Here is a 13,539-nt window from a genome sequence, read left to right as displayed (position 1 = left end):
GCAACGTATGCAGCTGACGAATACTAATCGGTCGAGGGCTTAACCATATATAGGGATCTTTAATCGAAGATTAAAGTCTCTCTGCTAGAAAACCTAATAGTACTTTACGTTGAGTTTCGTATCTAGTTTTCAAGGAATAAATCCTTGAATGATTCATTGTTTCTATTCCCTGATAGCTCAGTTGGTAGAGCACTCGACTGTTAATCGAGTTGTCACAGGTTCGAGTCCTGTTCGGGGAGCCATATGGAGAGGTGTCCGAGCTGGCCGAAGGAGCACGATTGGAAATCGTGTAGGCGTCACAAGCGTCTCGAGGGTTCGAATCCCTCTCTCTCCGCCATAATTTTTCTAGTAAGGCCCGTTGGTCAAGTGGTTAAGACACCTCCCTTTCACGGAGGTAACAGGGGTTCGAGTCCCCTACGGGTCACCATTTTTACTTCCCATGGAGGCTTAGCTCAGCTGGGAGAGCATCTGCCTTACAAGCAGAGGGTCGGCGGTTCGATCCCGTCAGCCTCCATCACTTTTCCTTATGAAAGACTTGATTTAATAGGAAACGTGACTTATACTTAATGACGCGGGGTGGAGCAGCCCGGTAGCTCGTCGGGCTCATAACCCGAAGGCCGCAGGTTCAAATCCTGCCCCCGCAACCAAATAATACATGTGGAGCTGTGGTGTAGTGGCCTAACATGCCTGCCTGTCACGCAGGAGACCGCGGGTTCGAATCCCGTCAGCTCCGCCATTATTATTACACAATTTAGTTAGGCTTTGTAGCTCAGTCGGTAGAGCAGAGGACTGAAAATCCTCGTGTCGGCGGTTCGATTCCGTCCAAAGCCACCATTTAAATTAAATAAGCCGTTGTAGCTCAACTGGTAGAGCAACTGACTTGTAATCAGTAGGTTGGGGGTTCAAGTCCTCTCGACGGCACCATTGCTTTGTGGAGGCTTAGTGAAGTGGCTAAACACGGCAGACTGTAAATCTGCTCTCTTCGAGTTCGGTGGTTCGAATCCATCAGCCTCCATTTTCCTTTTTGTAGGGGCATAGTTTAAGGGTAGAACAAAGGTCTCCAAAACCTTTGGTGTGGGTTCAATTCCTGCTGCCCCTGCCAAAAATGCAAGAAACTTAATATTGTGGCGGTCGTGGCGAAGGGGTTAACGCACCGGTTTGTGGATCCGGCATTCGCGGGTTCAAGTCCCGTCGTCCGCCCATTATTACCAAAGCAACATAATGGGGATTAGCCAAGCGGTAAGGCAACGGACTTTGACTCCGTCATGCCAAGGTTCAAATCCTTGATCCCCAGTTTTATATGCGGAAGTGGCTCAGCGGTAGAGCATCGCCTTGCCAAGGCGAGGGTCGCGGGTTCGATCCCCGTCTTCCGCTCCATTATTACTAAGGCGCCATAGCCAAGTGGTAAGGCAGAGCTCTGCAAAAGCTTTACCCCCAGTTCGAATCTGGGTGGCGCCTCCACAAAATTTATAAGCCGGAGTGGCGGAATCGGCAGACGCACAGGACTTAAAATCCTGCGGTAGGTGACTACCGTACCAGTTCAAGTCTGGTCTTCGGCACCATTGTTTTTACAAGTTTATGCCGGCATGGCGGAATGGCAGACGCGCTCGACTCAAAATCGAGTCCGAAAGGGTGGAGGTTCGAGTCCTCTTGCCGGTATAACGAACAAAGAAAGTCTATGAAATCATTTGATTTCATAGACTTTTTTTTGTTCACTTTTGGAACGGAAGAGAGATCAATGTACTTCGTACACAGTGTATCTAAAATGCTATGTATATGTGTTTTACAGATAGTAAAATAGGAAGGGAATGCTTACAATGGAAGTTCATTCCCAAATACAACATATGAGGCGGGGCCCCTTTGAATATTGTGAATTCGGTAAGATTTAAGATTTTTATTGGGTTTGTGCTGGTGGTTGCTCCCTTAGTTTTGTTTCTGATTTTTAATAATGTGTATTCCATGAATGTGGTGAGGGATCAAATTTCTCAAAACTATAATAAGCTTTTGCAGCAGTACGTGGAGGACACGGATAATACACTTAAAGAATTTGATAATTATTTGTTTCATCTCTATAGTGATCCTGATGTGATTAATATGAACTTGTACCCCTTGGAATCGGATGATTATGTACTAGCGAAGCAGCGCTTGTTCAATAAGTTAACTCGGCAACTGGATATATACAATTTGGTTAATACGTTTTTCGTCTTTTCGAATACGACAGGGGATCTACTTGTATCTACAAGGGAAAATACGTATTACTATGATCGTGTTCAGACGGTGAAACAATTCATCGTGGAAAATTCGAAGAGTCGTCCAAATGACAGCTCGAATGGCAACTGGCTCATTATGAAGGCAGCGAATGGCGACCACTATTTGATGAAGATTAATAAGGATTTGGGCGCAGGTCTGTCAGGCGGCATTCTCATTAAAATGAGCAGCATGGTTGAGCCGCTCAGCAAGTGGGACACAGGAGAAGGTGGAGGCACCATTGTCGTATCTCCAGATGGAACTACTTTAACAAACGCCTATTTCCCATCACAAAGATATAAGAACATTAGTGATCAAATCACAGAGAAAACTTCTGGTTTTCAAATTGTCAAAGATAAGGAGCTTGATCAGCAGTTTTTGATTGTGCGGGAAGCCTCTTCACATGCAGATTTGGAATTTGAACTCATCATTGCCGAGAAAAATATGCTGCAGAATTTGCCATATTTGCAGCTGTTGATTTACTTTTTACCATTGGGTGGAGCGTTTGTGCTTGGGATTTATTTGTTGTATGTGCAGCGCATCTTATTCAAGCCATTGATGCAATTAATACGTGGTATGAGGAAAATTGCCCAAGGGGAATTGTCAGTCAGGTTGCATGAAGGCAGTTCGACGGAATTTGCCTTTCTGATAGCTACTTTTAATAACATGGTGGATCAGATTGAGAATCTGAAGATTTCGGTTTATGAGGAGAAGATTCGTGTACAACAGGCGGAATTTAAGCATTTGCAGGTTCAAATTAATCCTCACTTCTATATGAACAGTTTAAATATCATTTATAACCTCGCGGCGTTAAAAGATACGAAATCCGTTCAGAAGATGTCACTCCATCTGGCCGATTATTTCCGTTTTATTATGCGTACGAACCGGACAACGATGACACTGAAGGATGAGATCGATCATATTCGCAATTATTTGGAGATTCAAGTCATGAGATATCCGGACAATTTGACGTTTGACCTCCAATTACCAGAGACATACAGCCAATACGCTATTCCTCCGCTTATTGTACAGCCATTTGTAGAAAATGCAGTAATCCATGGGTTTACGAAGCAGTACGGTACGTATGTCATTCAAGTGAAAGCGGAGCAAGACCCAGAAGAGCCTGAAGAGTTCTTTCTCTTGTCGATTAGTGATAACGGGAATGGATTTCAACCAGAAATGCTGCAGCAATTAAATTCAGCTCAATATTTGGACCAATCGGGCGATGAGCACCTTGGGATATGGAACGTACGGCATCGGTTGCAAATGAATTATGGAAACAGAGTTGCACTGAGATTTCTGAATAAGCCGGAGAGAGGGGCCTTGGTTCAAATTAGGCTGCCGCTTCACACCCCCATTGTGGAAGGGACGGAGAAGGATGTTTAACTTATTGGTTGTGGACGACGAGAAGATCGCAGTAAAAGGAATCACTGTGGGAATCGATTGGGAGGCATTTCCGATTGGTCAGATTTTTGAAGCGCTGGATGTGAATGAAGCGAAGCAGGTGCTATCTCAGAATCGAATCGACATTATGATTTCGGACATTGAAATGCCGGGTAGCAATGGCTTGCAGCTGCAGGAGTGGGTACGTACGCATTCACCACAAACGGAGACGATATTCTTAACCGGTCATGCGAATTTCGAATATGCGCAGCAGGCTGTACGTTTAGGGAGCTTTGACTACATCTTGAAGCCAGTGGATCACGATCGGCTGCAAGACATTGTGAAGCTCGCCATTGATAAGATTAAAGAAGATCAGGAGCAGACCGATTTTCATGAAACATATAAGATGTATTACAGTCACTGGGTTAGTGAGCTACCGACGTTGGTTGAGAAGTTTTGGCAGGAGTTGTTGAGTGGGAAAATACCCGCGAATGAGGAACGGTTGACTCGAAATTTCCAGATGTATGAAATCCCATTGGACATGACGAGTAGGATATTACCCATCCTCATAAGTGTGGAGCACTGGAAGGAAGAGCTGAATGCAAGAGACGAAGAGATTATGGAGTACGCGATTCGAAAAGCTGCTGCTGAAATCATTGTTGTGGAGCAGGCTGGCTGCGTGATTCAAGAGAATGGTTCATCTTTAGTTCTCCTGTATGTAGCGGAAGGAAGCGAACTATCGCTACCTGACATCAAGGCGAAGTGCGAGGCTTATATTAGTGCTTGTCACCGCTATTTTCAGTGCAGCTTGTCCTGTTATGTAGGCGAGGAAACGCCTTTACTCAAACTAACGGCGAAGGTGGCAGATCTGTTTCAAAATGAGCGGAATAATGTGACGAAAAGTAACTGTGTGCTTTTGGATAATGAAACAGATCAGCCTCTTATGAACAAGCCGCAGGCGCCAACCTTTTCCGATTGGATTGTGTTATTAGAGTCTGGAAAGAAGGCGGAACTGGTGGCTCGCATTCAGGAGAATATTGATCGTCTGCAGAAGACTGATGACGTGGGTTCCGAAACGGTGGAGGCTTTCTATTATGGGTTGTTGCATGTGGTGTATCATGTTTTACACAAAAAAGGTTTAGCCGTACATGATATGCTCCCTCATCAAGAGCTACAAGACTACACCAGTGCGACGCGTTCATTAAATCAACTGAGGAATTGGGCGGTTCGAATCGCTACAGTAAGCTGTGACTATATGAATAGTCATCTGAAAGGCGTCTCAGCGGTTACAGCGAAGGTATGCCAATACATTGACGAACATATGGAGGAAGAGCTTAGCAGAGAGGAATTGGCGGCTTCTGTGTTTCTCAATCCTGCCTATTTATCGCGTTTATTTAAGAAAGAAACGGGGCTTTCCATCTCAGAGTACAGTCTCAAGGTTCGGATGGAGAAAGCGATGAAGCTGCTTGCGGAAACTAACGATAAGATCAGCTATGTAGCAGAGCAAACGGGTTATTCACACTTTTCCTTTTTCGCGAAAATGTTCAAGAAGTATTCAGGACTTTCCCCACAAGAGTATCGAAAAAACTTCCAGGGGTGATGAGGTTCTGAGGCATGGCATCAGGGGGTAGAACAACTTAAAATGAAATGGCCAAAAGCTGCCCAGGAATGGGTAGCTTTTGGTGCTTTCCAGCGCTAGATGTCAGGCGAATCAAGGTTAAGACGAATGTCACAGAAGTGCTTATTCGGTCACTACGCAGATAGAGATTTATTTCCAAACAATTTACAATGAACCTATAAGAGAGAGGACATAAGCGGATTGAATGGAAAGGGGAGCAAAATAAAAGATGAATGATACGCCAAATACGGCAGCGCAGGCAGCCCCTATACGTACTACGAAACGAACTAGGGTTCAATCAAACTTTCTATGGACGGTTCGCAAATACTGGATTTTCTATGTGATGATGGCACCAGCAGCACTGCTACTCATCATTAACAACTACATTCCAATGGCGGGCGTTCTGATTGCTTTTAAAAATGTGAATTACACAAAAGGGATTCTAGGAAGTCCATGGGTGGGCTTCGATAATTTCAAGTATTTGTTCTCTAGTGAGGTTGCGTGGGTCATTACTCGAAATACGATCTCGTATAATCTGGTTTTCATCGTATTGAATTTGGTAATCGCCGTTGCAATGGCTATTATGTTTAATGAGATGCGCAGCAAATTTCTATCGAAGTTTCATCAAAGCACGATGTTTCTGCCCTTCTTTCTCTCCATGGTGTGTGTAGCATATCTGGTATACGCTTTCTTGGGCGCCGAGCATGGTTTCGTGAATACCGTGCTTCTGCCTAAATTAGGCATAGAGCCGATTGACTGGTATACAGAACCGAAATATTGGACGGTCATTCTACCGATTGTGAACACATGGAAAAATCTTGGGTACTATACAGTCATCTATATGGCTGCCATTATAGGGATTGATCATGAGTATTATGAAGCGGCTTTAATCGATGGAGCGAATAAATGGCAGCAAGTTAAACGCATCACGATCCCACTGATCATGCCAGTCATGATTACGATGACACTTCTTCAAGTAGGTAGAATTTTCTATGCTGACTTCGGCCTATTCTTCCAAGTAACGAAAAATGCAGGCGCTTTATTTCCGACCACACAAGTTATTGATACCTATGTGTATCAAACGTTCCTGACGATGGGGGATATCGGAATGTCATCTGCAGCAGGCTTGTACCAAGCCGTTGTGGGCTTCCTACTTGTTCTAGTTACGAATCTATTTGTAAGAAAAGTAAGCAAAGAGAACGCACTATTTTAAGAAGGAGTGGCTGTCATGAGTGAAGCAATTTCGGTACGTAAACAACGGATAGCCAGAAAACGAGGACCCAATGAATTAACGCCTACAGCGAATTTGTTGGTTAACGTGTTCTTCTGGATTTATACCGCAGCTTGTATAATGCCTCTGGTATTGGTAATCATCGTATCCTTTTCAGATGAAAAGGGAGTTCTCATACATGGCTACAATTTCATACCTGAAGCTTGGAGTTTGGAAGCGTATAAGTTCATGTTCAAGGATTGGCATCAAATCTTGCGCTCCTTCGGGATCTCAGTCTTTCTAGCAACGGTAGGAACAGCAATTAGTTTAGTGATGATGTCACTTTATGCGTATCCGATCTCGCGAAGTGATTTTCCACATAGAAGTTTCTTCTCCTTCTTCATGTTTTTCACGATGTTATTCAATGGTGGGCTCGTTCCATGGTATCTTGTGTATACCCAGATGCTGGATTTGAAAAATACGATCGCAGCACTTATGCTGCCCTTGTTAGTCTCCGCCTTCTTCGTCCTATTGCTTCGGACATTCTTTGCGAATTCGATTCCGATGCCTTTAATCGAAGCAGCGAAGATTGATGGAGCCGGTGAGGTTCGGATTTTCAGTCAAATCATTATTCCACTCTCTTTACCGGTATTGGCTTCGGTTGGTTTGTTTCAGGTGCTGAACTATTGGAATGACTGGTTCCTGAGTCTGGTATTCATTTCTGGCAGCAAAAACATCAATCTGCAGTTCATGATGTACAAAACCATGCTGGATATTCAGTTCTTAACCTCGAATGTGCAAGCGAGTCAAGGTTTATCCCAAGCAGGGGGCATGCTTCAACTACCAACGGAAACAGTCCGTATGGCGATGGCCGTACTCGGAATAGGACCGATCGTGTTCGCGTATCCATTCTTCCAGAAGTATTTTAAGAAAGGCCTAACGGTTGGTGCAATAAAAGGATAGTTTAACGCGGCTTGTACCAGTGTAGACTGGTTTAGCATATAAGAAGAATTGAGATAAAGGGAGGCAATCCATCAATGAAAGCTTTGAAAAAAAGCACTCTTGCACTTCTTACCCTAACGTTTTCGTTATCACTCACCTTGGCGGGCTGTTCGAAGAGTACACCAGAGCCTGCTGCAAGTGCTACAGCAGCACCAGCAACAAGTACAGCGCCTGCTGCGACGAAAGCAGCTACAACGGATTTGAAGCCTTATGAAGTGAAACTAGTCTACCCTGGTACACCACAACCGGATCAAGCTAAAGTAGAAGACGCTATGAACAAGGTTTTGAAAGAAAAAATCAACGCAACGATCAAATTAATGCCAATCGACTGGGGCCAATGGGATAATAAAACGAACTTAATGATTGCTTCCCGTGAAGAGTTTGATATCCTTTTCACAGCACAATGGAATGGTCACGCTGTTAATGTGGGTAAAGGCGCCTTGATGCCGCTGAATGATTTGATTGGGCAATATGGAAAGGGTATTACGGATTCCTTGGATCCGGCATTCTTGCAAGGAGCTAAAATCAATGGTAAAAACTATGGTGTCCCAACGAATAAAGAACTTGCAGCTTCCGGTGGGGTTGTGTATCGTGCGGATATCGCCAAAGAATTAGGCATTGATATGACAGCTGTGAAGACGATGGCAGACTTGGCTAATGTACTGAAAACAGTCAAAGAGAAAAAGCCAGAAATGACAGCTTTCTTCCTTCGCGACGGGGATAACTTGAATGCGCACTATTTGGCGCAGTATGACTATCTGGGTGACAGCACAATTCCAGGTGTTATTATGAAAGATGGCACAGATACAAAAGTGATTCCGAAATGGGATCAACCGCGTTATAAAGAAATTTTGAAATTAACACGTGATTTTATGCAAAAAGGATATATCAATAAGGATGCAGCTACGACGCAATTGTCGGGTCAAGATGCTTTGAAATCCGGGAATGTATTCATGATTACATCTTCTTTGAAACCAGGTAAAGATAGTGAACTGGCAAATGCAACGAACTTGGTAGGTAAACTTGGCCAAATCGAGTTGACACCACGTACAATTTCCACAGGCGACACAGCGGGTTCCATGTTAGGCATTTCCGTAACGTCCAAGGATCCAGCTCGTACGATGATGGTGATTAACCTCTTGCACACGGATAAACAATTAAACAATCTCATCAACTTTGGTATCGAAGGTACGCACTACACGAAAGTGTCGGAAAACATTATTAAAGCAACAGATGCAGGCAAAAATTATGCACCAGGTGCTGCATGGCAGTTCGGTAACCAATTCTTGAACTACTTATACGATAATGAAGATCCACAGAAATGGGATAAATTCAAAGAGTTCAATAAATCAGGCAAAAAATCACCAGGTCTAGGCTTTACGTTCGACTCCGAGCCTGTTAAAACTCAAGTGGCTGCAGCAGTTAACGTAGGCAAAGAATTCGATGCAGCGATGGATACAGGTTCTGTGGATATGGATGCTTCCTTGCCGAAATATCAAGATAAAATGAAAGCAGCAGGCATTGATAAAATCATAGCTGAAAAGCAAAAGCAATTGGATGCTTTCTTAGCAGCTTCGAAGAAATAAGACGTTCTATGTAGAAGGAGCCAGACTCAGCAATGAGTCTTGGCTCCTTTTGATTGCAGAAATCTATGACTTATTACCAAACAAAAGTCATTGTTACGATAACAAGCAGAACGAACAGAACAAGAACAACTGCAGCGGACGACGTACCACCATAACCTGCACCAGTACCTACAGCAACACCCATTTATGTCACCCCCCATCTTCAGGAATGCTCTTCCGCAGAAGCGAATGAGAGACAATACTATCCTATGGAGAGATGTCACGATTTGCTTGGGTGTTTCGCCTAAATCTATAGGGACAATCACGACTTTTAGGCAAGAGCCTGTTTTTGTTAAAAGATGGCGAGAAGTTGAACAAGTGACAGTAGCCTCCCATATGGTAGAAAAAGAACGTAATGCCATTGCGGAGGTGTAAGGGCTATCGATTACTTGGATATGTTAGCGAAGCTCGGGATAGGAAACGCACATCCCGGGGGATTTGGAGAGACCATCGAGCAACTGAAGAGATATCCGATCGACAAAGGGAAAAAGGTGCTGGAGGTAGGCTGCGGAACAGGTAGAACAGCCTGTTATTTGGCAGAGCAAGGCTGCGATGTTACTGCCATTGATATACGTCCAGAAATGATTAATAAAGCCAAGATTCGAGCTGAGAAGCAGGGCACCCAAGTAAAATTCCTAATAGGAGATGTTTGTCAGCTGCCGTTCGAGGCTCAGTCTTTCGATGTTGTGATGGTGGAGTCTGTCACGAACTTCGCAGACGCTCAGAAAGCTGTATCGGAGTACTATCGGGTATTAAAACCAGAAGGAAAGCTATATGACCGAGAAGTGATTAAAGTAAAAGATATGACAACAGGCATTCATAGGGCGTTATGCAGCTTCTATGGGGTGAGTAAGATCTATAAGCTGGAAGAGTGGCAAGAGCTGCTGGAGAGCAATAAATTCAGTACCGTCACTTCGACAGGTATTCATCCCTTCCCATTAACGATGTTCGAAGATCAGGTTCAGCATCCAGATCCTGTTCATTTATCTGATCGACAATCCTTCATGGATCCCCGTGTATGGCAGATCACAGCTCGGTATGATGAGCTGGTCAGCAAGTATCATCCCTATATGGGTTACACCCTAATGATAGGCTCCAAGGACTAAGGATACACTAAGAAGCAGGATAATGATTCCTTCATGGCGAAGCATATGAGAAAGATTATCATTGGAGGCTGCTTCTTTTGAATGTAGACGTTATTACAGAACGAATTTCGAACCGAAAAGCCAAGGAAGTTTACGAGCTGATTACACGGCAAACGACGGTTTCGAAAATAGATTTATTAGACCAAAGCGGTATGACGGTCTCGACGTTAACGCGACTTCTAGAGGAGTTAACGAGTCAGGGACTCATCTTGGAATCAGGCTTTGGTGCATCTACGGGCGGGCGTAGGCCGATTTTATATGAGAAGAATCCGGCCTATGCTTATATATTTGGTTTGGAAATTTCGAGAACCTTGTCCAAGCTGGTACTTGTAGATCTAGGGATGAACAAGCTGGAAACGAAGAGCTGGGCGATGACAGAAGTTATGACTCCAGGAGTATTGCTTCCCCTTATAGTCAAGGAAGCGAAGCGCATGCTAGCTCACCATGGCATCGAAACTTCGCAGGTGTTGGGTATAGGAATTGGAGCAGTGGGACCGGTAGACCGAGTAGCCGGAGTTATTCTGGAGCCCTCTTATTTCCCGGCAAGTGGCTGGAGACATGTGGACATATGCAGGTGGTTAAGTGGAGAGCTCCAAGTTCCTGCACTGCTGGACAATGGCGCGAACACAGCGATTCTGGCGGAATCCTGGCATCAACGGACCCGGAGCTTCAAGCATCTCCTTTATATTCACGCTGGCGTAGGCTTACGTTCCTCGATGGTGTCAGAAGGCAAGGTTATCTATGGGGCGGTCGATATGGAAGGCTCTGTGGGGCAAATGATTATTCAAACCGATGGTGTTGCCCATCGCAACCAAGCTGGTAATTATGGCGCTTTGGAATCTTACGCTTCGCTATATGCGATAGAGAAAGCTGCTAAATCTGCCTTGAAAAAAGGGAAAGCTACCGTGTTAGTACATATGGTTGAGGATCCAGAGCAGGTTACTTACCAGCATATTATGGAGGCACTCAAAAAAAATGATCCCCTAGCCGTGGAGATCGTGACGGAGGCTGCGACCTATTTCGGGATCGGCCTGGCGAATTTATTAAATATTTTGCACCCGGAGAAAGTGATCATCGGGGGGCCGTTGATAACAGGCGGGGAATTGTTCTTCCAGACAGCAACGCAGGTTGCGATTCGCAAGACTTATTATTACCCCGCCTATCAGGTTGTTTTCAGCAAAGGACAGCTTGGTGATGAAGCATTAGCCATTGGAGCTGCCGTGATGGTTATGAATCAACTGGTTAAAGCTTAGCTTCTTTTAAGAAGGCGAGCGGTAGTCCATTGATTTAAGCGAAGCTTCCTTCAGAAAGGCAAGAACTAGTTCATTGAAGGCTTCGGGTTTCTCCATTGGTGTTAAGTGGGAAGCAGAAGGAATGACGTGAAAGTTAGCTCCTGGAATTTGATCAGCCATCGACTTCATAACATCTGGCGGCGCAATTGCATCCTGTTCGCCTGCGATGACGAGGGTTGGCACAGAGATGGTAGGCAGGAGATCAACCGAGTCCGCGCGGAAAGCCATCGCGATGCTGGCGTGGACAAGACCTTCGGCTGGCATGCTGTCCATGATCACCTTGAGGGAATCGATCAGCTGCGGCTGCTCTAGATGTGTGGCTTCTGTCACAAGTTTAGGCAGCATGGCATCTCGAGCGGCCGCGGCTCCCTTGTCATACAGAGAGACAGCCATGTTCAGGCGATTTTTCCGTCCTTCTTGGCCATCTGGCTCGGGGCGTGTATTGGCTAGAATCAACGCTGAGAAGCGTTCAGGTGCTAGACGAAGTAGAGCAAAAGCGACATAGCCACCCATGGAGAAGCCTCCGAGGGTGGCTTTTTCTATACGTAATTCATCCATAAGTGCAAGAATATCTTGCGCATACTGCGTGAGAGACATTGGCGTAACTGGCAAATCGGATTGACCCATCCCACGGAAATCAGGTGCAAGTACGCGGTAGTTCGCGGACAATGTCTCCATTTGTGATTGCCACATCCGATGATCCAAGGGAAAGCCATGAAGGAGGATAACAGGAGTTCCTTGACCTTGATCTTGAACGAATAATTCGGTACCATTTACGTGTTTTTTCATTGTTTTTCACCCTCCAAGGACCTATTTTTTAAAAAAATAGCGAAAAAGTTATGTCTTCATACTTTCATTATGGTTAACTCATACTTACTTAACATTTCATTGCTATTCTCTGATTATACCTTTAGTACTTAACCAAGAACAGGCAAAATGAAACATTTATATTTACGAAATGGGGTTTATTGATATGACTAAAAAACCATGGTCCACTCAAGAGCTGGACAAACTAATTCGACTTTCCTCGGAGTGTCCGCCAGTTATTATTGCTAGAGAATTATCACGTCCTGTTACATCTGTCCGCAAAAAAATGCGTGAAATGGGTGTTAGCTATGTATCGGGTGAACAATGGAAAAAAAGTCAAATTCAATACCTCATTTCGGATGAAGGCACTTCTTACAAAAACAAACATAAGTTAACGCAAGAATCGAATGAAGATGGATTTGAATCGCCTGTGCTAGATGAGTTCTGGACAACCCTTGTGAAAATGGCTCGTGTAGCTAAAAAGAGGGGGAAACGGGTCGATGTCCTATCGTTTATCGATACATACCGTAAGATTCGTATTGGCGGCTAAATGCAAGAATTTAAAATGATAAAGGTGAAATCCGTTGCGACGTGATTTGACCTTTTTCTTTTTGGACGGATGCGTTGCCGGTGGGGGATGTTGGTGGTTGTTGGTGGATTGAGGGATAACGGTCGCAGGAGACGCTATTAGGGCAAAATGAAGGCGTATGCTCGCTTAACGGACACAGAAGTCGTTATTTGTCAGGAATCGGTAATTATGTGGGCTGATATGATCCAATAACGACACTCATGTCCGTTAGATTTTAGAAGGTTTCATTTGGGTAGGGATAGCGTCTGTGGTGTCCGTTAGAGTGAATGATGGATGATGAAGGATGAAGGATGAAGTATGAATGATTAATGATGAATGATGAATGATGAATGATGAATGATGGATGATGGATGATGGATGATGAAAGATGAAAGATGAAAGATGAATGATGAATGATGAATGATGAAAGAGGAAAGATGAATGATGAAAGAGGAAAGATGAATGATGAAAGAGGAAAGATGAATGATGGATAGTAAACAATGAACAGATAAATTTATCCATTTGTAAGCTAATTTTAAGGTTAATACGTTATGATAGAGATAAAACAATCATGTACGTATTTCGTGAAGGATGTGGCCGAAGGTGGAGTCAAAAAGAGGCTGGCTGAAGCAATCGTTTGGT

At 44.3% G+C, this 13,539-nt stretch carries 10 protein-coding genes and 16 tRNA genes; 24 read left to right on the top strand and 2 right to left on the bottom strand.

Annotation, left to right across the window (positions count from 1 at the left end):
- Window positions 1-166 precede the first annotated feature (166 nt).
- The 21 genes from L6I86_RS17380 to L6I86_RS17280 all read left to right on the top strand — a co-directional run bounded on the left by L6I86_RS17380 (window position 167) and on the right by L6I86_RS17280 (window position 9,046).
- Window positions 167-242 (top strand) — tRNA-Asn (locus tag L6I86_RS17380).
- 3 nt (window positions 243-245) lie between these two features.
- Window positions 246-337, top strand: a tRNA-Ser gene (locus L6I86_RS17375).
- Window positions 338-352: 15 nt separating this feature from the next.
- Window positions 353-427: transfer RNA gene (locus L6I86_RS17370), tRNA-Glu, on the top strand.
- A 14-nt stretch (window positions 428-441) separates the two neighbouring features.
- Window positions 442-514 (top strand) — tRNA-Val (locus tag L6I86_RS17365).
- A 56-nt stretch (window positions 515-570) separates the two neighbouring features.
- Window positions 571-647 (top strand) — tRNA-Met (locus tag L6I86_RS17360).
- Between the two features lie 12 nt (window positions 648-659).
- Window positions 660-736: transfer RNA gene (locus L6I86_RS17355), tRNA-Asp, on the top strand.
- 22 nt (window positions 737-758) lie between these two features.
- Window positions 759-834, top strand: a tRNA-Phe gene (locus tag L6I86_RS17350).
- A gap of 14 nt (window positions 835-848) precedes the next feature.
- A tRNA-Thr gene (locus L6I86_RS17345) sits at window positions 849-924 on the top strand.
- Window positions 925-933: 9 nt separating this feature from the next.
- Window positions 934-1,015: transfer RNA gene (locus L6I86_RS17340), tRNA-Tyr, on the top strand.
- Window positions 1,016-1,028: 13 nt separating this feature from the next.
- Window positions 1,029-1,102: transfer RNA gene (locus L6I86_RS17335), tRNA-Trp, on the top strand.
- A 25-nt stretch (window positions 1,103-1,127) separates the two neighbouring features.
- Window positions 1,128-1,200: transfer RNA gene (locus L6I86_RS17330), tRNA-His, on the top strand.
- Between the two features lie 22 nt (window positions 1,201-1,222).
- A tRNA-Gln gene (locus tag L6I86_RS17325) sits at window positions 1,223-1,294 on the top strand.
- Between the two features lie 8 nt (window positions 1,295-1,302).
- Window positions 1,303-1,377 (top strand) — tRNA-Gly (locus L6I86_RS17320).
- A 10-nt stretch (window positions 1,378-1,387) separates the two neighbouring features.
- Window positions 1,388-1,461: transfer RNA gene (locus L6I86_RS17315), tRNA-Cys, on the top strand.
- Between the two features lie 12 nt (window positions 1,462-1,473).
- A tRNA-Leu gene (locus L6I86_RS17310) sits at window positions 1,474-1,562 on the top strand.
- An 18-nt stretch (window positions 1,563-1,580) separates the two neighbouring features.
- A tRNA-Leu gene (locus L6I86_RS17305) sits at window positions 1,581-1,659 on the top strand.
- 210 nt (window positions 1,660-1,869) lie between these two features.
- Window positions 1,870-3,633, top strand: a complete 1,764-nt coding sequence (locus L6I86_RS17300) for a cache domain-containing sensor histidine kinase (RefSeq protein ID WP_236289066.1) — start codon at window positions 1,870-1,872, stop codon at window positions 3,631-3,633.
- The gene (locus L6I86_RS17295; protein ID WP_236289046.1) at window positions 3,626-5,230 is read left to right on the top strand and encodes a response regulator; all 1,605 of its coding nucleotides are present in this window, start codon (window positions 3,626-3,628) and stop codon (window positions 5,228-5,230) included. The genes L6I86_RS17300 and L6I86_RS17295 overlap by 8 nt, the downstream gene beginning before the upstream one ends.
- A gap of 247 nt (window positions 5,231-5,477) precedes the next feature.
- Window positions 5,478-6,461, top strand: coding sequence for an ABC transporter permease (locus tag L6I86_RS17290; RefSeq protein WP_173120301.1), 984 nt, complete (start codon window positions 5,478-5,480; stop codon window positions 6,459-6,461).
- A 15-nt stretch (window positions 6,462-6,476) separates the two neighbouring features.
- Window positions 6,477-7,421 (top strand): carbohydrate ABC transporter permease, encoded by a 945-nt coding sequence (locus tag L6I86_RS17285; protein ID WP_056618820.1) that lies wholly within the window; start codon window positions 6,477-6,479, stop codon window positions 7,419-7,421.
- Window positions 7,422-7,495: 74 nt separating this feature from the next.
- The gene (locus L6I86_RS17280; RefSeq protein WP_056618822.1) at window positions 7,496-9,046 is read left to right on the top strand and encodes an ABC transporter substrate-binding protein; all 1,551 of its coding nucleotides are present in this window, start codon (window positions 7,496-7,498) and stop codon (window positions 9,044-9,046) included.
- Between the two features lie 73 nt (window positions 9,047-9,119).
- On the opposite strand, the gene L6I86_RS17275 is transcribed toward L6I86_RS17280, so the two are convergent.
- Complete coding sequence (locus L6I86_RS17275) at window positions 9,120-9,230, bottom strand: sporulation protein YjcZ (protein ID WP_157276489.1); 111 nt, start codon at window positions 9,228-9,230, stop codon at window positions 9,120-9,122.
- Between the two features lie 250 nt (window positions 9,231-9,480).
- On the opposite strand from L6I86_RS17275, the gene L6I86_RS17270 reads away from it, so the two are divergent.
- Complete coding sequence (locus tag L6I86_RS17270; RefSeq protein ID WP_236289044.1) at window positions 9,481-10,191, top strand: class I SAM-dependent methyltransferase; 711 nt, start codon at window positions 9,481-9,483, stop codon at window positions 10,189-10,191.
- A gap of 77 nt (window positions 10,192-10,268) precedes the next feature.
- Complete coding sequence (locus L6I86_RS17265) at window positions 10,269-11,483, top strand: ROK family protein (protein WP_236289042.1); 1,215 nt, start codon at window positions 10,269-10,271, stop codon at window positions 11,481-11,483.
- Between the two features lie 6 nt (window positions 11,484-11,489).
- Here L6I86_RS17265 and L6I86_RS17260 read toward each other — a convergent pair whose 3' ends face one another.
- Window positions 11,490-12,311 (bottom strand): alpha/beta fold hydrolase, encoded by an 822-nt coding sequence (locus tag L6I86_RS17260; RefSeq protein ID WP_236289040.1) that lies wholly within the window; start codon window positions 12,309-12,311, stop codon window positions 11,490-11,492.
- Between the two features lie 184 nt (window positions 12,312-12,495).
- Here L6I86_RS17260 and L6I86_RS17255 point away from each other — a divergent pair, with 184 nt between their 5' ends.
- Complete coding sequence (locus L6I86_RS17255) at window positions 12,496-12,879, top strand: hypothetical protein (protein WP_056618835.1); 384 nt, start codon at window positions 12,496-12,498, stop codon at window positions 12,877-12,879.
- Window positions 12,880-13,539 lie beyond the last annotated feature (660 nt).

Origin of the sequence: Paenibacillus allorhizoplanae (assembly GCF_927798215.1) — a bacterium.
Classification (GTDB): Bacteria; Bacillota; Bacilli; order Paenibacillales; family NBRC-103111; genus Paenibacillus_E; species Paenibacillus_E allorhizoplanae.
Note: the sequence above shows the minus strand (reverse complement) of the source record. Positions and strands in the feature narration are given on the sequence as shown.